We start from the raw sequence: 23,084 nt of genomic DNA on the forward strand, positions 1-23,084 counted from the left end.
GCCCCGTCTAATCCGTCGGGTGGTTCTTGTTCCGGCGCTTGAGGTAGCGCTCGAACTCGGCGGCGATCGCGTCGCCGCTGGCCTCGGGGAGGTCGGTCGTGTCGCGCTGCTCCTCCAGCGACTGCACGTACTCCGCGACCTCCGGGTCCTCCTCGGTCAGCTCGTCGGCACCGCGCTGCCAGGCCCGGGCGAGCTCCGGCAGCTCACCCTCGGGGATGGCGAGGTCGAGCAGCGCCTCGATCTTGGTGAGCAGCGCCAGCGACGCCTTCGGGCACGGCGTACCCGCGATGTAGTGCGGGATCGCGGACCAGATGGACACCGCCGGCACGCCGAGCGTGCTGCACAGGTCGGCGAAGACGCCGGTGATGCCGGTCGGGCCTTCGTACGTCGACGGCTCCAGGCTCCACGCCGCGGTCAGCTCGTCGTCGGACGAGGTCGCGGACACCGGGATCGGGCGGGTGTGCGGCGAGTCCGCGAGCAGCGCGCCGAGGACGACGACGATCTGCGCGTTCGACTCGTCGACGAGCTCGAGCAGCTCCCGGGAGAACGCGCGCCAGCGCATGTTCGGCTCGACGCCGCGGATCAGCAGGACGTCGCGTCCGGTGTCGTCCGGGCGCGCCAGGTAGATCCGCGTGGTCGGCCAGGTCAGCCGGCGGCCGCCGTCCTCGTCCAGGGCGACCCGCGGGCGGTTCACCTGGTAGTCGTAGTAGTCCTCGGGGTCGATCGCCGTGACGAGCTCCGCGTCCCACTCGTCGATCAGGTGGTCGACCGCTCCGGTGGCCGCCTCGGCCGCGTCGTTCCAGCCCTCGAACGCGGCGATCACGACCGGGTCCCTCAGGTTCGCGAGGTCAACCACTCGCAGGCTCCCTGTCGTCTCTGTAGCCAATCCGGCCTGGACGTCCCAGCACCGGAAACCGGACTGCCCAGCCTACGTGCTCGCCCCGGGTCACGCGCCGCGTTTCACCGCAGGCGGAACGTGTCGCACCCCCCGAAACCCACCACCCGACCCGACCCGCGACAATGGACCCGCCGACCTTGAGCACCCACCAACCATTTCGAGCCCTCGAAAGTGGTTGGCGGGTGCTCGAGGTGCGGTGAAGGATGTGGAGACGCCGACGTAGAGGAGTTTGGGTGCCGGGCCTGCAAGCGGTGCTGTGGGACATGGACGGGACGTTGGTCGACTCCGAGAAGGTCTGGGCGGAGGTCCAGCTGGAGCTGATGCCCAGCCTCGGTGCGACCTGGACACTCGAGGACTGCATGACGCTGATCGGCAGCGACCTGCGGGACGCGGTGCAGATCTGGATGGAGCGCATCCCGGACGCTGTGATCACCGCCGACGAATTGGCGCACCGGATGTTCTCCGAGGTGGTCGTGGCGCTCCGCAAGGAGGTCAGCTTCCAGCCGGGCGCGCTCGAGCTGTTGCAGGCGCTGCGCAAGGAGGACGTCCCGTGCGCGCTGGTGTCGGCGTCGTACCGGGTGATGATCGACGCCGTTCTCGGCCACCTGCCGCCGGACCCGTTCGACGTGATCGTGGCCGGTGACGAGGTGACGCTCGGCAAGCCGCACCCGGAGCCCTACCTGACCGCCGCGACCAAGCTCGGCGTCGACCCGGCGTACTGCGTGGTGATCGAGGACTCGATGACCGGGACGCAGGCCGGTACGGCGGCCGGCATGTACGTCGTCGCCGTACCGCAGTGGGTGAGCATCCCGGACGCACCGCGACGGCTCGTCGTGAAGTCGCTCGAGCCGCTCACCCCGGAGGCCCTGCGCGCACTGCTCCGTTGAGGGGCTACCGTCACTTGGTGCCCTCGGGGGCGTTGTGCGGGTAACGGGCTGGGGAAAGGTGAGACGGTGAGCGAGTGGGTGCGCCGGGTGTCGGCGGCCGTGGCTGTGGGTGCGCTGGGGGTGTCCCTGGCTGCCTGCGGTGAACCGGACGACAACGCACCACACGCGGGTGAGCAGACCCCGGCGCCGATGCCGCTGCGGCTCGCGACGACGGACTCCGTGTCGTCCCTCGACCCGGCCGGCCGGTACGACGTGGCCTCGCGGACCGTCCAGGCGAACCTGTACCAGACGCTGCTCACGATCCTCCCGGAGAAGCCCACGCCGGTGCCGGACGCCGCGGACTGCCAGTTCGACTCGCCGACGACGTACACCTGCAGCCTCAAGGAGAAGCTGACCTTCGCGAACGGGCACGAGCTGACCTCGTCGGACGTGAAGTTCAGCTTCGACCGGCTGGTGCGGCTGCAGACGCCCGGGGGACTGGCCCCGCTGTTCACGTCGGTGAAGTCGGTGAGTACGCCGGACGAGCTGACCGCCGTGTTCAACCTGAAGACACCCGACGCGCGGCTCCCGTACCTGCTCACCACGACCGCGGCGTCGATCGTCGACGAGCAGTCGTACCCCGCGAACAAGCTGCTCGACACGAAGGCGGTCGGCAGCGGTCCTTATCAACTGGCCGCGTACACCCCCGGCGAGACGATCACACTGACGAAGTTCACCGACTACCGCGGGCCACGGGCGGCGCAGAACGACGGCGTCGCGATCACGACGCTCAAGGACTCGAACGCGCTCTACCAGGCGATGACGACCGGCAAGACCGATCTGGCGTTCCACGGGTTCGGGCCGAGCCTGCTGGAGAAGCTGCGCACGTCGGACCGCGTCCAGGTCATCGAGCCCGGCACCGCGGAGATCCGGTTCTTCGCCTTCCACATGAAGTCGTTGCTGTCCCGCAACCCGGCCGTACGGCGGGCCGTCGCGCAGCTGATCGACCGCCCGGCGATCGCGAAGAAGGCGTACGGCGATCACGTGTCGCCGCTGTACTCGGTCGTGCCGCCCGGATTCGGCGGGCAGTCCGACGCGTTCAAGACGGAGTACAGACAGCCGAACAAGGCAGCGGCGGGGGCGATCCTCAGAGACGCGAACATCGCGGTGCCCGTGCCGCTGACGGTCGGCTGGACGCCGTCGCAGTACGGCGTGGGCGCGAAGGCCGAAGTACTGGAGCTGAAGCGGCAGCTCGAGGCGTCGGGGTTGTTCCGGGTGACGTTGCGCAGTGCGGAGTGGCCGCAGTACCAGCAGCTGACCAAGGCGGGGGCCTACGACCTGTACCAGGGCGGGTGGACGCCGGAGTATCCGGACGCGGACGACTATCTGGCGCCGTTCGTGTCGACGTCCGGCGCGTTCGCGTCCAACGGGTACCGGTCGGCGGCCGCCACGAAGCTGCTGCAGCAGGAACGCGCCGAGCAGAACGGTCTGAGGCGCGACGACCTGATCGGTCAGCTACAGGGAGTGGTCGCTCGGGACGCGCCGGTGATCCCGGTCTGGCAGACGCGCTCCGCGGTGGTCGCCGGCAAGGACATCGCGAACCTGAAGACCGCTGTCGACCCGTTGTCCTTCCTGCATCTTTCCGGCCTTCGACGGTGACAATGCGGCCCTCGGCCGGTGACACAAAAATGCCATGGCAGTAACGATTCGCGAGGCCGCGGCGACCCTGGGTGCGACACCGTGGTTTACTGCGGAAAGTCCACGATACGGGACGATTTCCTGACGATCACGATCGGGCAACGCAGCACTTTCCGCGTTTGACTCCGGCGTGTAATGGCGGCAGGTTAAGGCGGCGGCATGACACGCCGATCACAACCATGAGGGGGCATGTAACGCGTGACGACTCCACTCGAGGTCGGGCCCGGCTCGTCGGCGGCGGATCCTGAAGCCGTCCTGGCCGGTGTGCGACGGATCGAGGGCCGGTCCCTCTCCCAAATCGCCTGGAGCAGGCTGAAGCGGGACCGGGTGGCGATCGCGGGCGGCATTGTCATCGTCCTGCTGATCCTGGTCGCGATCTTCGCGCCGCTGATCGTCAAGCTGCTCGGCCACCCGCCGAACGAGTTCCACCAGGACCTGATCGACACCAAGGGCGGCACGCTGGCGCCGATCGGCCGGTTCGGGGCGATGAGCTGGGACCACCTGTTCGGCGTCGAGCCGGTGAACGGGCGGGACATCTTCAGCCGGGTCGTCTACGGGTCCCGGATCTCACTGCTGATCGCGTTCTTCGCGACCCTTCTGTCGGTGGCGATCGGCACCACGATGGGCATCATCGCCGGCTACTTCGGCGGCTGGGTGGACGCGGTGATCAGCCGGCTGATGGACATCTTCCTGGCCTTCCCGCTGCTGGTCTTCGCGATCGCGCTGGCCGGCGTCATCCCGGACGACGCGTTCGGGATGCAGGGCGACGCGCTGCGGATCATGCTGCTGGTCTTCATCATCGGCTTCTTCAACTGGCCCTACATCGGCCGCATCATCCGGGGGCAGACGCTGTCGCTGCGCGAGCGCGAGTTCGTCGACGCGGCCCGCAGCCTCGGCGCGCGCCGGCCGTACATCCTGATCACCGAGCTGCTGCCGAACCTGGTCGCCCCGATCCTGGTCTACGCGACGCTCCTGATCCCGACCAACATCCTGTTCGAGGCCGCGTTGTCGTTCCTCGGCGTGGGTATCCGGCCGCCCACCGCGACCTGGGGCGGCATGCTGTCCGACGCGGTGGCCTTCTACACGATGCCGCACTTCATGCTCTGGCCGGGGCTGGCGATCTTCGTCACGGTGCTGGCTTTCAACCTGTTCGGGGACGGGCTGCGCGACGCACTCGACCCCCGTGCCCGATAGACCGAACCTGCGACGACGCCGGTTCGCGTAATGAGAAGGGTGTACCGGGAGATGAGAACGAAGCGATGGAGGTTCGCGGTCGCCAGCGCGGCCGCACTCACGCTGGGGCTGTCCGCTTGCGGTGGTGGCGACACCAGCACCGACACGTCGGGTGGCACGACGGCCGAGTTCAACGCCGCCCTTGACAAGGTCTACAACCCGTCGGACAAGAAGGGCGGCATCATCAAGATGGCGCACTCCGACGACTGGGACACCGTGGATCCGGGTGAGACCTACTACGGCATGTCCTGGGACTTCCTGCGGACCTATGCCCGTCCGCTGGTGATGTACAAGCCGGCGCCCGGTAAGGCCAGTAACGAGATCGTCCCCGACCTCGCCGAGAGCCTCGGCCAGTCGAGTGACGGCGGGAAGACCTGGACGTACAAGCTCCGCAAGGGCGTCAAGTACGAGGACGGCACCGAGGTCAAGGCGGCCGACGTGAAGTACGCCGTCCTGCGCTCGACCGACAAGGAGACCTTCCCCAACGGTCCGTCGTACTTCGAGGGGATGCTCAACCTGCCGGCCGGCTACAAGGGCCCGTACAAGTCGAAGGGTGTGAACACCGACTCGGCGATCACCACGCCGGACGACTACACGGTCGTGTTCCACCTGAAGCAGCCGTTCGCCGGCTTCGACAACCTGGCCGCGCTGTCCCAGACCGCGCCGGTCCCGGCGGCCAAGGACACGGGCGCGAAGTACCGCGAGCACGTGATCTCGACCGGTCCGTACATGTTCGACAAGGTGGAGACCGGCAAGTCCTACACGCTCAAGCGCAACCCGCAGTGGGACCAGGCGACCGACCCGATCCGCAAGGCGCTGCCGGACGGTTACGAGATCACCCTCAAGACCGAGGCGAACGACCTGGACAACCGGCTGATCTCCGGTGACCTGGACGTCGACATCGCCGGCACCGGCGTGCAGGCCGCCGCGCAGGGCAAGATCCTGAGCGACCCGGAGCTGAAGAAGCGCGCCGACAACCCGACGATCGCGCGGCTGCAGTACATGTCGGTCAACCCGCAGGTGAAGCCCCTCGACAACATCGATTGCCGCAAGGCGATCATGTACGGCGTCGACCAGGTCGGCTACCAGACCGCGTACGGCGGCGAGTTCGCCGGCGGGCAGCTGGCCACCGGCCTGATGCCGCCGTCGATCGACGGGTTCAAGGAGATGAACACGTACCCGAACGGCGACGACCACAAGGGTGACGTGAACAAGGCCAAGGAGAGCCTGACGGCCTGTGGACAGCCGAACGGCTTCACCGTCAACATGGCCTTCCGCAGCGACCGGCCGAAGGAGAAGGCGGCAGCCGAGTCGGTGCAGCAGTCCCTCAAGCGGGTCGGCATCAACGTGGTGCTGAAGGGCTTCCCGACCGGTGACTACTTCTCGACGTACGCGGGCAACCCGCCGTACGCCCGGAAGGCCGCGCTGGGCCTGGCCACCAACAGTTGGGGCGCGGACTGGAACGACGGCTTCGGCTTCCTGTCGCAGATCGTCGACAGCCGGGTGATCCGGGAGACCGGTGGCTCGTCCAACATCAGCGTGCGGATCCCGGACGTCGACAAGGCGCTGGACGCCGCGTCGGTCGAGCCCGACAAGGCCAAGCGCGACCAGATGTACGCCGACATCGACAAGCGCGTGATGGAGGAGGCGGTCGTCTACCCGGCGGTGTGGGCGAAGATCCTGATGGTTCGCAGCGACCGGCTGACCAACGTCTACTTCAGCGACGCGTACGGCATGTACGACTACCTCTCCATGGGCGTCAAGTAAAAGTCAGGCACCAACCCACTCCGATAGGCAGGTGAAGGCAGCAGGCGCCCGGTCCGGCACCACCGGACCGGGCGCCGGCGCCGCACAACAGTGCTCAGTTACCTCGTCCGGCGCCTCGTCGCCGCCATAGGCCTGCTGTTCATCGTCAGCGTCATCACGTTCTCGATCTTCTACCTGGTGCCGCGGATGGCCGGCGCCACGCCGGAGACGCTCGCCACCCGGTACGTCGGCCGGGCCGCGACCGCGGAGACCGTGAAGGCCACGGCGCAGAACCTCGGCTTCTACGACCCCGTCCCGGTGCAGTACTTCAACTGGGCCAAGGGTGTCGTGGTCGGCGCCGAGTACAACTACGGCGCCGGCGTGGAGAAGTGCCCGGCCCCGTGCCTGGGGTACTCGTTCCTGAAGAAGCGGCCGGTGTGGCCGGACCTTGTCCAGGCGATACCGGTGACACTGTCGCTCGCGGTCGGCGCCGCGACGATCTGGCTCGTGTTCGGGGTCGCGACAGGTGTCCTGTCGGCGCTGAAACGTGGGTCGGTCTTCGACCGGGCGGCGATGGGAACAGCGCTGGCCGGGGTCTCGTTACCGATCTTCTTCACCGGACTGGTCTGTCTGAGCATCTTCAGTTATCACCTGAAATGGACAGTTCCAGGGGGGACGTTTGTCCCGTTCACGGAGAATCCGTTCAAATGGGCGCAGGCACTCGTCCTGCCCTGGATCACGTTGGCGTTCCTGTTCTCCGCGCAGTACGCGCGTCTGACCCGTGCAGGCATGCTGGAGACGATGAACGAGGACTACATCAGAACTGCGCGCGCCAAAGGCCTGCCAGAAGGCAACGTTGTGGTCCAGCACGGGCTGCGCGGTGCGCTGACCCCGATCCTGACCATCTTCGGGCTCGACGTCGGTCTGCTGCTGGGCGGTGCCGTCCTCACCGAGAAGACCTTCTCGCTGAACGGCCTGGGCAAGTACGCCGTGGACGGCATCGTGCAGAACGACCTGCCGAAGATCCTCGGGGTGGTCCTGGTCGCGTCGACGTTCATCATCATCGCGAACCTGGTCGTCGACCTCTTGTACGCCGTGGTCGACCCGAGGGTGAGGGCGAAGTGAGCTTTCTCGATGTACGCGACCTGAAGGTCCACTTCCCGACCGACGACGGCGTGGTGAAGTCCGTCGACGGGCTGTCGTTCACCCTCGAGCGCGGCAGGACGCTCGGCATCGTGGGAGAGTCCGGCTCGGGCAAGAGCGTGACCAGCCTGTCGATCATGGGCCTGCACAAGCCGGGCGTCGCCAAGATCACCGGTGAGGTCATCCTCGACGGGCAGGACCTGATCTCGTCCAGCCGCGAGGAGGTCCGCCGGCTGCGCGGCAAGCGGATGGCAATGATCTTCCAGGACCCGCTGTCGGCGATGCACCCCTTCTACACGGTCGGGCACCAGATCGTCGAGGCCTATCGGGTGCACAACGACGTCAGCAAGGGCGTCGCGCGCAAGCACGCGATCGAGATGCTCGACCGGGTCGGTATCCCGCAGCCGGACCGGCGGGTCGACGCGTACCCGCACCAGTTCTCCGGCGGTATGCGGCAGCGCGCGATGATCGCGATGGCGCTGTCCTGCGACCCCGACCTGCTGATCGCCGACGAGCCGACCACCGCGCTCGATGTCACCGTACAGGCGCAGATCCTGGACCTGATCCGGGACCTGCAGCGGGAGTTCAACTCGGCCGTCATCATCATCACCCACGATCTCGGTGTGGTGGCCGAGCTCGCCGACGACATCCAGGTGATGTACGCCGGCCGCGCGGTCGAGTACGGCACCGCGGAGGACATCTTCGACCGGCCGCAGCACCCCTACACGTGGGGTCTGCTCGGCTCGATGCCGCGGATCGACCGGGAGCGCTCGGAGCGGCTGATCCCGATCAAGGGCGCGCCGCCGAGCCTGATCAACGTGCCCCCGGGCTGCCCGTTCAACCCGCGCTGCAACTACGCGCACCTGAACGGCGGCGCCAGTGAGACCGACCGGCCCGAGCTGCTCGACATCGGGTCCGGCCACAAGGTCGCCTGCCACCTCTCCCCGCAGGAGCGCCAGAAGGCGTGGGAGACCGACATCAAGCCGAAGCTGTGAACGGGACGACGACTGTGACCGACCTTGGGACGACTGCTGACACCGACCCGACCGCCGTTCCCGGGATCGAGGCTCCCAAGATCGGCGAGCAGCTGCTGTCGGTGAACGGCCTGGTCAAGCACTTCCCGATCCGCAAGGGTGTGTTGCAGCGCCAGACCGGCGCGGTGCAGGCGGTCGACGGGCTGACCTTCGACGTCAGCCGGGGCGAGACGCTCTCGCTGGTCGGCGAGTCCGGCTGTGGCAAGACCACCACCGGACGGCTGCTGACCCGGCTGCTGGAGCCGACGTCGGGCCAGATCATCTTCGAGGGGCAGGACATCAGCCACCTGTCCGAGGGCAAGATGCGGCCGCTGCGCCGCGACGTACAGATGATCTTCCAGGACCCGTACGGTTCGCTGAACCCGCGGCACACGGTCGGCAAGATCGTCGGCGCGCCGTTCCGGCTGCAGAACGTGAAGACCGAGCACGGCGTGAAGAAGGCCGTGCAGGAGCTGCTCGAGCTGGTCGGTCTGAGCCCGGAGCACTACAACCGGTACCCGCACGAGTTCTCCGGCGGTCAGCGGCAGCGCATCGGCATCGCGCGGACGCTGGCGCTGCGGCCGAAGCTGATCGTCGCCGACGAGCCCGTGTCGGCGCTCGACGTGTCGATCCAGGCGCAGGTGGTGAACCTGCTGGAGGACCTGCAGGACGAGTTCGACCTGACGTACGTGATGATCGCGCACGACCTGTCCGTCGTACGGCATGTGTCGGACCGGGTCGCGGTGATGTACCTCGGCAAGATCGTCGAGCTGGCCGACCGGGTCAGCCTGTACGAGAAGCCGATGCACCCGTACTCGGTGGCGCTGATGTCCGCCGTACCGGTGCCGGACACCAAGCGGAAGGCCAAGCAGGACCGGATCCGGCTGCAGGGCGACGTCCCCAGCCCGATCAACCCGCCGCCTGCCTGCCGCTTCCACACCCGCTGCTGGAAGGCCCAGGACATCTGCAAGACGGTCGAGCCACCCCTCGTCCAGCTCGCCCCGGGCCACCAGTCCGCCTGCCACTTCCCGGAAAACGCAACCCCGGAGCAGGAGGCCACAGCCCAAGCGGCCGCGAAGAGCTGATCAGCCGAGGTCGATGATCGGTCGTCCGGTCGGCAGGGCGAAGGATGCCAGGCGTGGTGGCGTCGTGGGGAAGCCCTGGGTGGTGAAGCGGGACACTGCGACCTTGGTGGCGCCGGTTCGGGCGTTGACGACGAGTAGGTCCAGGAAGCCCATCTTCGGGTATTCGGCCGCGACGGTGCAGGTTTCGTCGTCGATCCACTGGCCGAAATAGAAGCTGACGTAGGTCCGATCCGGCAAGGCGACGTGTTTGCCGGAGGTGGTGTCCGCGAGGTGGAGGCCGGCCCAGAGTGGCTGGATGCCTGGTCGTGCGTCGTTCGGCTGGGAGGCGAGGTACGCCGCCGTGGGGGAGAGGAACGCCTGTTGGCCGAGGAATCGGACCGAGGGCTTCGCGGTCACGGTCTCCGCGATCGTCAGGTCCACTGCGGGGGGCCGTTGTTCGAGTGGCTGCTGGAAGACGATCTGCCCGGCCGCCACCTCGCGGACGACGTTCGTCCCCACCTTCGCGAGCAATTCGCCCCGGTTCGCCCGGATGTCCCAGCGGTACGGGCCGTCGACCGTGTCGAAGTACGCCGTGCCGCCGTCGATCGCGATGATGCGCGAGCGGAAGGCGAGGCTGGCGTACGGCGGGATCTTGTTGCCGACCGCCGTGCGCACGAGTTCGCGGCCCGCGGCGACGTCGTACACGACAGACTCGTTGTGGTCGGCGAAGCCTTCGACCCAGCCGACCAGGGTGCCGCGGAAGTCGGCGGTCAGCTCCCAACTGCTCTTGCCCAGGCTCCGTACGCCGGAGCGGTCGGCCGCGTGGATGTTGTTGTCGGCGTCGAGGAAGACGAAGCCGGCGTCGGTCTGGACGAAGGCGGTGACCTTGTGCGGGGCCACGGAGATGGGCTCGTCGCCGTAGTGGATGGTGCTGCCCAGCGCGTAGGTCACCCGGCGCTGCGCGAACGGGGCCGGCTTGGCAGGTTGGGGCTGGGTGTCGCGGGGGCGGACGACGGTCGCGGTGCCGATCGTGACTGCCGCGGCCGCGACCGCGCCGCCGAGGACGCCGATGGCGCGCCGGCGGGAGATCCGGCGGTTGCCGGCCGCAACGATGCTGTCGAGGTCGAGCGGTGGCGGCTCGACGCCGGCGGCGCGTTCGGCCAGCGTGTCCTTGAGAAGGTTGTTCATTCGCCCATACCTGCCTTCAGCACGACGTCGGCGCCCAGGCGGGCGCGAAGCTTCTTGAGCGCGTCGGAGACCTGGCTCTTCACGGTCCCGACGCTGCAGTCGAGGATCTCGGCGGTCTGCGGTTCAGTGAGGTCCTCGTAGTAACGCAGCACGATCGCCGCCCGCTGCCGGGGCGGCAGCTGCTGCAGTTCGTGCCACAGCCAGACCCGCGCGGTCGTGTCGTCGGCGGCTGTCGCGCCGGCCGGACGATCGGGTACGTCGTCGTTCGGCCGCTCGGCGTGCCACGACTTCCGGCGCCACCAGCCGATCGCGGTGGTGGTGATGACCCGGCGCGTGTAGGCCTCGGCGTTGTTCGGGTCCCGGAGCCGGTGCCACCCGACGTACGTCTTCACCAGCGCCTCCTGAACCAGGTCCTCGGCCAGACCACGATCCCCGGCCAGCAGATAGGCGTACCGGTACAACGCACCGTGCCGACTACTCGCAAACTCGGCGAACGCCGTCGAGTCGCCCATCGCTCGTCCCCCTCGGGTGTCTGTCTACCCTCCCTGACGTGGGGACGCCGCCAAAGGGTTGGGCGTTGCGGGCAGCAGAAACCCTGGCGACGCTCTCAGCGGTCAGTCAGCTTCCGGAGTGCGGCGGTCAGATCGTCGCCCGCCTGAACGGGGACCGCTCGGCTGAGCAGATAGTTCTCAACGAACTCGGCGCTGCTGTCCGGCCAGGTCTCCGCAACGTACAGTGCATCCTCGGGCGCGATCCGCTCCAGATATGGGTCCGTGAGGCCTTCGAACATCTGCGGGACATCCGGCTGGCCGGTCCACAGGTCCGGCTGCTCGACGCGGAGGTACGTCAGGAACTCCGGCGCGAAGTAGTGGTCCCACGTGAACGGCAACGACTGCGCGACGTAACGATCAATCTCGAGCCGGAGCACCTCCAGTGCGACTCGGTCGTCGCCGGTCGCGCGCGCCTCGGCATGCCAGAGCACCGCGACAACGGTCGTTGAGCGGGCCGGGTCGGACACGTATAGGTAGTCGCGCAGTTCAGGCATCGTGGTCAGTAAGCCCGGATGGCAGCCGACGACTGCCGCAAGTTCGACCTCGAACCCGGCTGACGGCGCCGGCAGGACGGCCGAGAGTAGCTTGTGGACGTAGTCGAACGGCAGGTACGGAGCGGTCCGCGGGAGGAGGCACAGGATCGACTGTTTGACATTGGAGTTGACCGCGGTTCGTCGGGTGAGGGTTCCGAGCAGGCCGTCGAACCACTGGTGGTCGTACGGCAAGAGCCGCTCGAACTGCGGTATGGCGGTGCCGACGAAGCCGATGGTTGCGATCTGCTCCATGGCGGCCACGTCCGCGGGACTCCAGGCATCATCCTCCAGGGGAGTGGCGACGGAGCCGATCCTCAGTCTGGTCTTGTGCTTGAGGTCGCCCAGCAGCTCAGCCTCGTTGAGAAACGGGTCGAGGCTGCTCCCGGGGAGCACGAGCCGGGCTTCCGCGAGGTCGATCGGCGCCTCGGTGGGCTCGATGGTCAGCATCTCCATCACCGTGGTCCACGACGCCTGGTCGAGTCCGGCGCGCCAGAGGCGGACCATCCGGGTCCAGCGCTCTGCGGTGTCCGTTCCGACCACGGAGCGGATCGGCACGCTCTGAGCGCGCACGGCTCGCAGCAGCGTCAAGTTGGCGGTGTAGCAGGCTCGGCGTCGTACCGGGTCGTAGGGAAGTGGGGTGTAGAGCGGATCGCCGGTGTCCGGGCGGGTGAGTTCGCGCTGGAGCAGGTGGCTGATGGTGTCCTGGAATGCGTGCTGATCCTCGTCTGTGAGGTGAATGTTGAGCTCCAGCGCGAAGAGCAGGATCTGCTGGCGGGTGCTCAGGGGCTGGTGGCTCAGGAGACGCCGAAGGAGTTCGTCATCGAGGCCGGTGGTGTGGGGGAGCGTTGCCTCGAGTTCGCGGTGACGCATGAGTTGGACGAGGAGTTGTACGACGAGCTCGGCGACCAGGAACTCGCCGAAGGTTGCGTGCAGGAACTCGTAGGCGCTGCGTTGTTCGCGGTCGGCTCGGGGGTTGTGGACGAACATGAACTCGCCGAGAACGCGGTCGGCCGCGGTCAGGGGCTGGAACCCCGGCGCGGCGGCGGTGGGTGGTTCGAGGGCGGCCAGGTCGGCGTTGAGTTCGAGATCCGTGATGTGCTGCCGGCCGCGGTTGAACATGCCGATCGCGGCGTACTGCAGCCGTCGGCGTTGCTGACGCTGCAGCACCTGCTGCTCGGCGTCCGAGGCGTCCGGTGCCGTCTTCTCGGTGATCTGGCGGCTGATGAAGCGGTCCATGATCCGCTGGTACAGCTGGCTGCGGGTCAGGCCGTCGCCCAGCTGATTGGTGTTGAGTTCCGCGAGGTACACCGCCAGCATCAGCAGAAGCAGCGGCTGGCACGTCAGCTCACGGATCTCGTCCGACGCCGTCATCTCCTCGATGTCGAGCGGCGCGAAGCCGGCGATCCCGCGGTGCGCCGAGTTCCACGCGGTGAGCCAGCGGTCGATCCGGTCCCGGTCGAACTCGCGCAGCTTGATCATCGGGGTTCCCGGCGCGATCTCGGCGTGGTCGGCGACGACCGTGCGCGAGGTGATGATGACCGAGGTCGGCGTACCCAGGGTTCGCGCGCGTTTCTGGAATGCCTCGACCTTCGACAGGTACGCCGACTGCGTCACGCCGGTGGCCTGCACGAGTTCGTCGAATCCGTCCAGCAGCACGACGAGATGGCATCGGTGCGGGCAGCTGCTCGGATCGCCGCAGGACTCGCACCCGCCGCACTCCTGGCGCAGCTCGTCGAGGTCGGCGTTCGGCCGCTGGAGGATGCGCTGCAACTCCTTGCTGATCTGGACCGCCAGGTCGTCGTCGGGATTGACGGACCGCAGCGGGACGCGGACGACCGCGAACGCGTCGGCCGGGAGCTGTGCGGCCAGCACCTCGGTGAGCAGCGACTTCCCGGCGCCGGGATGGCCGAGCAGCAGCAACGGCCGCGGACCCACGACGCTGGTGAGGTAGCTCGCGACGTACTCCACCAGCGACGAGTACTCCGGCTGCTCCGACCACCAGTCCTCATCGGAAGGCCGCGAGTGGTCGTCCGCGATCGCGTGATGGAACGAGGGCTCGACGAACCCGTCCCGCACGGTCGGCGACGCGATGGATTGCGTACGAGCTCGCAGCAGCGGCTCGTCCAGCACCTCCTGTGCCACGAGCGCCAGCTTCTCGCGGTAGCTGTTCCGCGGCGCGGGACGGCCGGGCATCACCATCCTGAGCACCGTCCGCAGCTCGCCCAGGGCCGCGGCCTGTGCGCGGATCGCGTCATGGGTCGCGGAGAACTCGTTCAGCGTCACCCACAGTCCGAACGGCGTCGACGCGCTGAGCTCCAGCATCCGGCTCCGGTACAGCCAGGCGGCCCGTTCGACGATCGCGTCCAGTACGCCGGACGATGGCACCGGCTCGAGGCGGCTCCATGCTTCGAGGCCGGTGAAGAAGTCGAGGCACCGGCGTCCGAGGCGCTCGTAGTACGGCTTGAGGTTGCGTTCGAGGTTCGCCTCCAGCCCGAGCTCCGGCGAGGACAGCGGTACGGCGACGTCGAACAGGTCGTCCTGGCCGGCGCCGGGCACCGTGAGCAGCCGGCTCCGCTCCTGGTCGGTGAGGCCGAGCTCGCGGTACTTCGGTCCGATGACGTGCGGCAACGCGTCGAAGAACGACGACACCGCGGTGATCGTGTGCGCGGCTACGACGAGCTCGAGTTGGTTCTTCTCGTTGGAGCCGCGGAGCCGCTTTGACACCTTTGTCACGATCGCGTCGAGCAGGCTCGCTGCCTCGTTCTTCGGGTCCACGAGGGACAGCCAGGCCGCCGCGGTCAGCCCCGCGACCGGGCCGCCGGCGAGTGCCGCGGCGCCGGCGCCCGCGAAGATCGCCGCACCGAAGAACCTCTCGAGCGCGGACCGGCTCCGGTCGTCGATGTCGAGAACGGACAGCGCGCCGCGGAAGGTGTACGGCGACAGAGCCATCGGCGGAGCTCCTCGGAGTAGATCGGACGCGGAAGAACAACCTAGCGTCGTACGGTCGGCTTATGCCGGAAGCGCTGCTCGACCATCTGGTTCTGGCCACCGCCGACCTGGAGGCCACTGTCGCCGCCTTCGCCGCTGCCACCGGCGTGGTGCCCGTCGTCGGTGGGCGGCACGCGCGCTGGGGGACCCGTAACTACCTCGTCGGGCTTGGAGGTACGGCGTACCTCGAGTTTCTCGGCGCGGACCCGGAGCCCGCGCCGGACGCCCATCCGCCGTACCCGTTGGACCGTGAGCGCCTGGTCACCTGGGCGATCCACCCGCCCGACGCGGACGCGTTCGTGGCCGAGGCGCGGGAGCAGGGGGTGGAGCTCGGGGAACTCGTCCCGCTGTCCCGCCGCACCGCGACCGGGGACCTGCTCAGCTGGCGTGTGAGCTCGACCGAGCCCGCGCCGTACGACGGCCTCGTGCCCTTCCTCATCGACTGGGGCGCAACCCTGCACCCCACGACCACCGGCCTACCGTCCGCGGAGCTGCTCGGGCTGACCGCCACCCATCCGAACGCGGAACAGGTGAGAGCGGTCCTCGACAGGCTTGGGCTGCGTCTGGACGTCGAGCTCGGTCCGTCTCGCCTCACCGCGGAGGTGCGCGGTCCCAGCGGCGTGTTTCGGTGCCTGTGAGTAATCGTGCGAGCACTGAGTGTCGCAGTGAGGTTGGCCGGACCCTCCGTTCGACAATGTCGAACGGAGGGCGTTGTACCTGTGGTGCATCGCTCCTAGATTCCAGCCAGCCGTGGTCGTCACGGCGAGGAAAGGAGGTTGGTATGGCTACGACCGAAGCGGTCAAGGCGAAGACCCTCCTGGGGGAGTGTTCGGCGGAGCTCGCGGGCACGTTCGTACTGATCCTGTTCGGCTGCGGTGTGGTGGCTCAGGTGGTGGCCGGCGGGATCGGCGACCACGACTCGATCTCGTGGGCGTGGGGTCTCGGCGTGACGCTGGGCATCTACGTCGCCGGCCGGATGACCGGAGCGCATCTGAACCCGGCGGTGACGATCGCGCTGGCGGCGTTCCGCGGGTTCAGCTGGCGCAAGGTGCTGCCGTACTCGGTGGCGCAGTTCCTCGGAGCGTTCCTGGCGGCGCTCGTGGTTCGCTGGAACTACACCGAGGCACTCAACAAGTTCGACCCCGGCCTCACCATCAAGAGCCAGGGGGTGTTCTCCACGCTTCCGGGCAACGGCAGCCTGGACCTCGGGGTCGGCATGTGGGGCGGCTTCCGGGACCAGATCATCGGTACGGCGATCCTGATGCTGCTGATCCTGGCGATCACCGACCTGCGCAACACCGCGCCCGCGGCCAACTTGGCGCCGTTCATCGTCGGCCTGGTGGTCGTCGGTATCGGTATGGCGTGGGGCACCAACGCCGGGTACGCGATCAACCCGGCGCGCGACTTCGGCCCCCGGCTGGCGTCGTTCCTCACCGGCTACGGTGGGGCATTCAAGGACCAGTTCGGGGACGTGTACTTCTGGGTGCCGATCGTCGCACCGATCATCGGCGCGCTCGTCGGCGCGTTCCTGTACGACCTGCTCGTCGGCCGGTACCTGCCGATCCCCGACGAGGAAGAGGAGCCCGGCCGGATCCCCGAGGAGAAGACCGCATGAGCTCCAGCGACTGTGAGGAGAGGACTATCCATGGCTGACTTCGTCGGCTCCGTCGACCAGGGCACCACGAGCACCCGCTTCATGATCTTCGACCATTCCGGCAACGAAGTCGGCAAGCACCAGCTGGAGCACGAGCAGATCCTGCCGCAGGCCGGCTGGGTCGAGCACAACCCGGTGGAGATCTGGGAGCGCACCAGCGCGGTGATCCGGACCGCGATGAACGCGCAGGGCCTGCAGGCGAGCGACCTGGCTGCGCTCGGCATCACCAACCAGCGCGAGACCGCGGTGGTGTGGAACCGCAAGACCGGCCGCCCGTACTACAACGCGATCGTCTGGCAGGACACCCGCACGGACCGGATCGCCTCCGCGCTGGAGCGGGAGGGCAAGGGCGACGTGATCCGGCAGAAGGCCGGTCTGCCGCCGGCGACGTACTTCTCGGCCGGCAAGGTGCAGTGGATCCTGGAGAACGTCGACGGTGTCCGCGAGGCCGCCGAGGCCGGGGACGCGGTGTTCGGCAACACCGACACCTGGCTGCTCTGGAACCTGACCGGCGGCACCGAGGGCGGTGTCCACGTCACCGACGTGACCAACGCCAGCCGGACCATGCTGATGAACCTCGAGACGCTCGACTGGGACGACGAGCTGATCAGCTTCTTCAACATCCCGCGGTCGATGCTTCCCGAGATCCGGCCGTCGTCGGATCCGAACAAGTACGGCGAGACGCTCGCGAACGGCCCGGTGGGCGGCGTCATCCCGCTGACCGGTGACCTCGGCGACCAGCAGGCCGCGACCGTCGGGCAGGTGTGCTTCAATCCTGGTGAGGCGAAGAACACCTACGGCACCGGCAACTTCATGCTGCTGAACACCGGCACCGAGCTCGTCCGCTCGAAGGCGGGCCTGCTCAGCACGATGTGCTACAAGTTCGGCGACGAGGCCCCGGTGTACGCGCTGGAGGGCTCGATCGCGGTCACCGGGTCCGCGGTGCAGTGGCTGCGCGACCAGCTCGGCATCATCTCCGGTGCAAGCGAGACCGAGACGCTGGCCCGGCAGGTCAAGGACAACGGCGGCGTGTACTTCGTGCCCGCGTTCTCCGGCCTGTTCGCGCCGTACTGGCGGTCCGACGCCCGCGGGGCGATCGTCGGTCTGTCCCGGTTCAACACCAACGCCCACCTGGCGCGCGCGACACTGGAAGCGATCTGCTACCAGAGCAAGGACGTCGCGGACGCGATGGAGAAGGACTCGGGCGTGCGGCTCGACGTCCTGAAGGTCGACGGCGGTGTCACGGCGAACGAGCTCTGCATGCAGATGCAGGCCGACATCCTCGGCGTACCGGTGAGCAAGCCGGTCGTCGCGGAGACCACCGCTCTCGGGGCGGCGTACGCGGCCGGGCTCGCCGTGGGCTTCTGGAAGAACAAGGACGAGCTCGTGCAGAACTGGAACGAGGACAAGCGGTGGGAGCCGCAGTGGAACGACGAGCAGCGCGCCCAGGGGTACACCGGCTGGCAGAAGGCCGTCCAGCGGACGCTGGACTGGGTCGACGTCGACTGAAACAGGTCGGCTGAAGTAGCACGACACAAGGATCGGAAGGGACAACACAGTGGCTGTAGTGGCTCTGTCACCGCAAGCAAGGGCCGACGCGATCGACGCGCTGGCCGACGGACGGGAACTGGACGTCCTGGTGATCGGTGGCGGGGTGGTCGGCACCGGGGCGGCGCTCGACGCCGCCACCCGCGGCCTGACCACCGGACTGCTGGAGGCTCGCGACTTCGCGAGCGGCACGTCCAGCAGGTCCAGCAAGCTGATCCACGGCGGCCTGCGCTACCTGGAGATGCTCGACTTCCGACTCGTGCACGAGGCGTTGCAGGAGCGCGGTCTGCTCCTGCAACGCCTGGCACCGCACCTGGTGAAGCCGGTGCCGTTCCTGTACCCGCTCCAGCACCGGTGGTGGGAGCGGTTCTACGCGGGCGCCGGCGTCGCCCTGTATGACGGGATGGCGGTCAGCTCGGGATTGGGCGCCGGGCTGCCGATCCACCGGCACCTGACCCGGCGCGGCGCGATGCGCCTCGTGCCGTCGCTCAAGAAGTCCGCACTGGTCGGCGCGCTGCAGTACTACGACGCGCAGGTCGACGACGCGCGGCACACGATGGAGCTGGCCCGGACCGCGGCGTCGTACGGCGCTCACGTCGCGAACCGGGTGAAGGTCACCGGCTTCCTGCGCCAGGGCGAGCGGGTCACCGGCGTCGAGGCGAAGGACCTGGAGAGCGGGCGTGAGTTCGAGGTCCGGGCGAAACAGGTCGTGAACGCGACCGGGGTCTGGACCGACGACACGCAGGCGATGGTGGGGGAGCGCGGGCAGTACCACGTCCGCGCGTCGAAGGGCATCCACCTCGTCGTACCGAAGGACCGGATCCAGTCCAGCACCGGGATGATCCTGCGGACCGAGAAGTCGGTGCTGTTCATCATCCCGTGGGGCCGGCACTGGCTGATCGGCACCACGGACACCGACTGGCACCTGGACAAGGCGCATCCGGCCGCGACGAGCAAGGACATCGAGTACCTGCTCGACCACGTGAACGCCGTCCTCACGACCCCGCTGACCCGCGAGGACGTCGAGGGCGTGTACGCCGGACTGCGGCCGCTGCTCGCCGGTGAGTCGGAGAGTACGTCGAAGTTGTCCCGCGAGCACGTCGTCGCGCACGCGGCGCCCGGTCTCGTGGTGGTTGCCGGTGGCAAGTACACGACGTACCGGGTGATGGCGAAGGACGCGATCGACGCGGCCGCGGACGCGCTCGACGGGCGGGTGCCGCGCAGTGTCACCAAGAACATCCCGCTGGTCGGCGCGGACGGGTACCACGCGCTGTGGAACCAGCGGCACCTGATCGCGCAGCGCTCCGGGCTGCACGTGGCCCGGATCGAGCACCTGCTGAACCGGTACGGCGCGCTGGTCGAGGAGGTGCTCGAGCTCGTCGCCGAGGACCCGTCACTGGGCGAGCAACTGCCCGGTACGCAGGACTACCTGAAGGCCGAGATCGTGTACGGCGCCAAGGCCGAGGGTGCTCGCCATCTCGACGACATCCTGGCCCGCCGTACCCGCATCTCGATCGAGGCCTGGGACCGCGGCGTCGGCGCCGCCGAGGCGGCCGCCCGCCTGGTCGCCCCGATCCTCGGCTGGGACGAGGCGACGATCGAGCGCGAGGTCTCGTTCTACCTCCAGCGGGTGCAGTCCGAACGCGACTCCCAGGACCAGCCCGACGACGAGTCCGCCGACAAGGTCCGCCTCGAGGCCCCGGACATCGTCTCCCCGGCCTGACCCCTGGACGGTGCCGTCCCTCCCGTGGCCTACTCGAAACGGGAGGGACGACACATGACGGGGGAGACCACACAGCTCCATAGTGAGTGGCGGGCCGCGTCGGTCACCGGAGGAGCGGCCGGCCTGGCCGGCCTGGTGCTGGTGGCGGCAAGCCAGGCGCTGGTTCAGATCGGCGGCAGTGAGCCGGCGTTCGACGCGTCCGGTGACGAGATCCTGCGCTTCCTCGAGGCGCGGCACGACACGCTGTACGCGATCGGGACCTACCTGGGCCTGATCGCCGTACTCGCGCTGGGGTGCTTCGTCTCGGTGTTGTGGGTGATGCTTCGTGAGGCGGAGGGCAGGCCGGCGTGGCGGTCGGCGATCGCGCTGACGTCCGGGATCGCGTTCGTCGTACTGCTGATGAGTCCGGGCTGGGAGCTGGCCGGGTATCGCACCGACGACGGCGTGGACCCGCAGATCGCCCGGTACGCCTTCGACATGGGCAACCTCGGGTTCGCGAACGCGTGGGTGGCACTGGCCGGCTTCCTGGCCGCGTCCGGATGGATCATGGTGGGTACGCCGTCGCTCCCGAGCTGGCTGGGCTGGATCGGGCTCGTCGCCGCGATCGGCTTCCTGCTGGGCCGTGCGTTCTGGACCACGCCGATCTGGCTGGTCCCGTACGCCGTCTTCTGGATCTGGGTCGTCGCCGTCAGCATCCAACTGTTCCGAGGCCGCCTCCCGGGGAGAGCCGACTGACCGTTACAGCTCCTGGTCCTCGGTGCGGATCCAGTTGAAGGTGCGTTGGACGGCGGCCTGCCAGTTGGCGTACTCCGTCGCGCGGCGGGCCGGATCCATGTGCGGCATCCATTGGCCGGCGCGGTGCCAGTTGCTGCGGAGGCCTTCGAGGTCCGGCCAGTACCCGACGGCGAGTCCGGCGGCGTACGCGGCCCCGAGGGACACGGTCTCGGTCACCATCGGACGGACGACGCGCACGTCGAGCAGGTCGGCGAGGAACTGCATCAGCAGGTTGTTGGCCGTCATCCCGCCGTCGACCTTCAGCGCGGTCAGCGCGATCCCGGAGTCGGCGTTCATCGCGTCGACCACCTCGAGGGTCTGGAACCCGGTCGCCTCCAGCACCGCCCGGGCCAGATGCCCCTTGGTGATGTAGCCGGTAAGGCCGGCGATGACCCCGCGCGCCTCACTGCGCCAGTGCGGCGCGAACAGGCCGGAGAACGCCGGCACGATGTACGCGCCGCCGTTGTCCTCGACCGTCCGTGCGAGGGTCTCGATCTCGGCCGCGGTGTGGATCATCCCGAGCCCGTCGCGGAACCACTGCACCAGCGACCCGGTCACCGCCATCGACCCTTCGAGCGCGTACGAGGCCGGCTGGTCGCCGATCTGGTACGCGACGGTGGTGAGCATCCCGTGCTTGGACCGGACGATCTCCTGCCCGGTGTTCATCAGCAGGAACGACCCGGTGCCGTACGTGCACTTCGCCTCGCCCGCACTGAAGCAGGTCTGCCCGAACAGCGCGGCCTGCTGGTCCCCGAGCGCCGCCCCGATCCGGACGCCGGGAAGTACTTCGGTCGCGGTCGCGAGAACGCCTGACGACGGGCGGATCTCGGGCAGGATCGCACGCGGTACGTCGAACGCGTCGAGCAGCTTGTCGTCCCAGTCGAGGGTCTCGATGTTCATCAGCATCGTGCGGCTGGCGTTGGTGACATCGGTGATGTGCTGCCCCGGACCGTCCGGCCCGCCGGTGAAGTTCCAGATCAGCCAGGACTCCATCGTGCCGAAGAGCACCTCGCCGCGCTCGGCCCGCTGCCGCAGCCCGGGGGTGTGGTCGAGCATCCACTTGATCCGCGGCGCCGAGAAGTACGTCGTCAACGGCAGGCCGCAGAGATCCGCGAACCGGTCCGGGCCGTCGTCACCGGCGAGCTCTGTCACCAGCCGGTCGGTTCGCGTGTCCTGCCAGACGACGGCGTGACCGATCGGGCGTCCGGTACGGCGATCCCAGAGCAGGCTGGTCTCGCGCTGATTGGTGATGCCGATGGCAACGACCTGCGACGGCGCGGCCCCGATCTGCCGGACCGCGGCCGGAACCACCCGCGCCACGTTCCGCCAGATCTCCTCGGCGTCGTGCTCCACCCACCCCGGCCGCGGGAACAGCTGGCGGTGCTCCCGCTGCGCCACCGAAACCAACCGCCCCCGCCGATCGAACAAGATGCACCGACTCGAGTTGGTCCCCTGATCCACCGCGGCCACATACTGCTCAGCCATCACCACACCCCCCGCTCACCACGCCCCGAAGTACCCGCCCCCGCCGCCCCACGCTCCGCCGTACCGCCGCCCCGCCCGCCGTCGGCGAACCCGCCAGGCGAGGGGTCAACCCTTCACCTGGAGGGTTGCCCACTGAAAATATGAGGGGGCAACCCTCCAGCTGAGCGGGCAACCCAGCAGCGGTGCGCTGACCGGCCGGCCGGGTCATGAGTCGTCCCGGAGGTCTCGGGCGATGGCGTCGGCGGTGGCTCGAACCATGCTGACGAGGTCGCCGCGGTGGCGCAGCCGGCTGTCGCAGATGCGTTCGATGCGTCCGGCGAGGCCGACCGCGCCGACGACCAGGCCGCCGAGGCCGCGGATCGGGGCCGCGATGCCGGCCAGCTCGACCGTGTGCTCCTCGAACTCGGTCGCCCAGCCGCTGGCCCGCACCGTCGCGAGCTCCTCGAGAAGCTTGGCCGGGTCGGTGATCGTCCGGGTGGTGAACGCCTCCAGCACCCGCGGCCGCGCGGCGCCGCTCGTGTCGAAGGCGAGCACCGCCTTCCCGAGGGCGGTGGCGTGCGGCGGCAGCGTCGTACCGACATCGAGGTCCTGATCGCTGTCGTCGGGGCGGAACACGTGATGCACGACCATCACCTTGCCCTCGACCAGGCGTCCCACCCGCACCACCTCGCCGCTGCGCGAGGCGAGTGAGTCGGCCCAGTTGATCGCGCGGCTGCGCAGCTCGTTCGGGTCGAGGTAGCTCTCGCCGAGCCGGCCGAACGCGTCGCTCAGGTGATAGTGCGCCCCGCTGTGGTCCTGGTCGACGAACCCGACCTGGTGCAGCGTCCGGAGGATCCCGTGCACGGTCGTCTTCGCCAGCCCGAGCGCGTTCGCGAGGTCGGCGACCCCCAGCCCGTTCGGCGCGGCGGCGAGCAGTCGCAGCACCGCCGCGGCCCGCTCGATCGACTGCACGGTCCCCGGCACACCGGCAGGCTACCTG

The 23,084-nt window shown here is 68.5% G+C and carries 18 protein-coding genes; 12 read left to right on the top strand and 6 right to left on the bottom strand.

Annotation, left to right across the window (positions count from 1 at the left end):
• Positions 1 to 7: 7 nt before the first annotated feature.
• Entirely contained in the window at positions 8 to 856 is an 849-nt protein-coding gene (locus BJY22_RS25245; RefSeq protein ID WP_167210946.1) for a PAC2 family protein, read from the bottom strand.
• Between the two features lie 275 nt (positions 857 to 1,131).
• Here BJY22_RS25245 and BJY22_RS25250 point away from each other — a divergent pair, with 275 nt between their 5' ends.
• The 7 genes from BJY22_RS25250 to BJY22_RS25280 all read left to right on the top strand — a co-directional run bounded on the left by BJY22_RS25250 (position 1,132) and on the right by BJY22_RS25280 (position 9,682).
• Entirely contained in the window at positions 1,132 to 1,785 is a 654-nt protein-coding gene (locus tag BJY22_RS25250) for an HAD family hydrolase (RefSeq protein WP_337759007.1), read from the top strand.
• Between the two features lie 66 nt (positions 1,786 to 1,851).
• Positions 1,852 to 3,423, top strand: coding sequence for an ABC transporter substrate-binding protein (locus tag BJY22_RS25255; protein WP_167210952.1), 1,572 nt, complete (start codon positions 1,852 to 1,854; stop codon positions 3,421 to 3,423).
• 237 nt (positions 3,424 to 3,660) lie between these two features.
• The gene (locus BJY22_RS25260) at positions 3,661 to 4,656 is read left to right on the top strand and encodes an ABC transporter permease subunit (protein ID WP_167210954.1); all 996 of its coding nucleotides are present in this window, start codon (positions 3,661 to 3,663) and stop codon (positions 4,654 to 4,656) included.
• A 51-nt stretch (positions 4,657 to 4,707) separates the two neighbouring features.
• The gene (locus BJY22_RS25265; protein ID WP_167210957.1) at positions 4,708 to 6,462 is read left to right on the top strand and encodes an ABC transporter substrate-binding protein; all 1,755 of its coding nucleotides are present in this window, start codon (positions 4,708 to 4,710) and stop codon (positions 6,460 to 6,462) included.
• Between the two features lie 90 nt (positions 6,463 to 6,552).
• Positions 6,553 to 7,566, top strand: a complete 1,014-nt coding sequence (locus BJY22_RS43075; protein ID WP_167210960.1) for an ABC transporter permease subunit — start codon at positions 6,553 to 6,555, stop codon at positions 7,564 to 7,566.
• Entirely contained in the window at positions 7,563 to 8,579 is a 1,017-nt protein-coding gene (locus tag BJY22_RS25275; RefSeq protein ID WP_167210963.1) for an oligopeptide/dipeptide ABC transporter ATP-binding protein, read from the top strand. Before BJY22_RS43075 ends, BJY22_RS25275 begins: the two co-directional genes overlap by 4 nt.
• Positions 8,580 to 8,593: 14 nt before the next feature.
• Complete coding sequence (locus BJY22_RS25280) at positions 8,594 to 9,682, top strand: ABC transporter ATP-binding protein (RefSeq protein ID WP_167210966.1); 1,089 nt, start codon at positions 8,594 to 8,596, stop codon at positions 9,680 to 9,682.
• Here the strand turns inward: BJY22_RS25280 and BJY22_RS25285 are convergent, their stop codons facing one another.
• From BJY22_RS25285 to BJY22_RS25295, 3 genes are all read right to left on the bottom strand, one after another.
• Complete coding sequence (locus BJY22_RS25285) at positions 9,683 to 10,849, bottom strand: hypothetical protein (protein WP_167210969.1); 1,167 nt, start codon at positions 10,847 to 10,849, stop codon at positions 9,683 to 9,685.
• A complete protein-coding gene (locus BJY22_RS25290) occupies positions 10,846 to 11,361 on the bottom strand; it encodes a SigE family RNA polymerase sigma factor (RefSeq protein ID WP_167210972.1) in 516 nt (171 codons plus the stop codon). Before BJY22_RS25290 ends, BJY22_RS25285 begins: the two co-directional genes overlap by 4 nt.
• 95 nt (positions 11,362 to 11,456) lie before the next feature.
• Positions 11,457 to 14,882 (bottom strand): NACHT domain-containing protein, encoded by a 3,426-nt coding sequence (locus tag BJY22_RS25295; RefSeq protein WP_167210975.1) that lies wholly within the window; start codon positions 14,880 to 14,882, stop codon positions 11,457 to 11,459.
• Positions 14,883 to 14,944: 62 nt separating this feature from the next.
• On the opposite strand from BJY22_RS25295, the gene BJY22_RS25300 reads away from it, so the two are divergent.
• From BJY22_RS25300 to BJY22_RS25320, 5 genes are all read left to right on the top strand, one after another.
• Entirely contained in the window at positions 14,945 to 15,559 is a 615-nt protein-coding gene (locus BJY22_RS25300) for a VOC family protein (protein WP_167210978.1), read from the top strand.
• A gap of 143 nt (positions 15,560 to 15,702) precedes the next feature.
• Complete coding sequence (locus tag BJY22_RS25305; RefSeq protein ID WP_167210981.1) at positions 15,703 to 16,536, top strand: MIP/aquaporin family protein; 834 nt, start codon at positions 15,703 to 15,705, stop codon at positions 16,534 to 16,536.
• A 30-nt stretch (positions 16,537 to 16,566) separates the two neighbouring features.
• On the top strand, positions 16,567 to 18,084 hold the full coding sequence (glpK, locus tag BJY22_RS25310; RefSeq protein WP_167210984.1) for a glycerol kinase GlpK: 1,518 nt from the start codon (positions 16,567 to 16,569) through the stop codon (positions 18,082 to 18,084).
• Positions 18,085 to 18,133: 49 nt separating this feature from the next.
• Positions 18,134 to 19,846 (top strand): FAD-dependent oxidoreductase, encoded by a 1,713-nt coding sequence (locus BJY22_RS25315; protein WP_167210987.1) that lies wholly within the window; start codon positions 18,134 to 18,136, stop codon positions 19,844 to 19,846.
• A 54-nt stretch (positions 19,847 to 19,900) separates the two neighbouring features.
• Positions 19,901 to 20,581: a hypothetical protein gene (locus BJY22_RS25320; protein ID WP_167210990.1), complete on the top strand. Its 681-nt coding sequence runs from the start codon at positions 19,901 to 19,903 to the stop codon at positions 20,579 to 20,581.
• 3 nt (positions 20,582 to 20,584) lie between these two features.
• On the opposite strand, the gene glpK (BJY22_RS25325) is transcribed toward BJY22_RS25320, so the two are convergent.
• Together glpK (BJY22_RS25325) and BJY22_RS43080 are read right to left on the bottom strand one after the other, a co-directional pair.
• Positions 20,585 to 22,105: a glycerol kinase GlpK gene (gene glpK, locus BJY22_RS25325; protein ID WP_167210993.1), complete on the bottom strand. Its 1,521-nt coding sequence runs from the start codon at positions 22,103 to 22,105 to the stop codon at positions 20,585 to 20,587.
• 204 nt (positions 22,106 to 22,309) lie between these two features.
• Positions 22,310 to 23,068 carry an IclR family transcriptional regulator domain-containing protein gene (locus BJY22_RS43080; protein ID WP_167210996.1) on the bottom strand — a complete coding sequence of 253 codons (759 nt, stop codon included), beginning with the start codon at positions 23,066 to 23,068 and terminating at the stop codon, positions 22,310 to 22,312.
• Between the last annotated feature and the right edge of the window lie 16 nt (positions 23,069 to 23,084).

Origin of the sequence: Kribbella shirazensis, assembly GCF_011761605.1 — a bacterium.
GTDB lineage: Bacteria > Actinomycetota > Actinomycetes > Propionibacteriales > Kribbellaceae > Kribbella > Kribbella shirazensis.

Excerpts from the sequence above, each read along its gene's own strand:
- BJY22_RS25265 (WP_167210957.1), top strand. The coding sequence starts at position 4,708 with ATGAGAACGAAGCGATGGAGGTTCGCGGTCGCCAGCGCGGCCGCACTC.
- BJY22_RS25285 (WP_167210969.1), bottom strand. The coding sequence starts at position 10,849 with ATGAACAACCTTCTCAAGGACACGCTGGCCGAACGCGCCGCCGGCGTC.
- BJY22_RS25290 (WP_167210972.1), bottom strand. The coding sequence starts at position 11,361 with ATGGGCGACTCGACGGCGTTCGCCGAGTTTGCGAGTAGTCGGCACGGT.
- BJY22_RS25295 (WP_167210975.1), bottom strand. The coding sequence starts at position 14,882 with ATGGCTCTGTCGCCGTACACCTTCCGCGGCGCGCTGTCCGTTCTCGAC.
- BJY22_RS25300 (WP_167210978.1), top strand. The coding sequence starts at position 14,945 with ATGCCGGAAGCGCTGCTCGACCATCTGGTTCTGGCCACCGCCGACCTG.
- BJY22_RS25305 (WP_167210981.1), top strand. The coding sequence starts at position 15,703 with ATGGCTACGACCGAAGCGGTCAAGGCGAAGACCCTCCTGGGGGAGTGT.
- glpK (WP_167210984.1), top strand. The coding sequence starts at position 16,567 with ATGGCTGACTTCGTCGGCTCCGTCGACCAGGGCACCACGAGCACCCGC.
- BJY22_RS25320 (WP_167210990.1), top strand. The coding sequence starts at position 19,901 with ATGACGGGGGAGACCACACAGCTCCATAGTGAGTGGCGGGCCGCGTCG.
- glpK (WP_167210993.1), bottom strand. The coding sequence starts at position 22,105 with ATGGCTGAGCAGTATGTGGCCGCGGTGGATCAGGGGACCAACTCGAGT.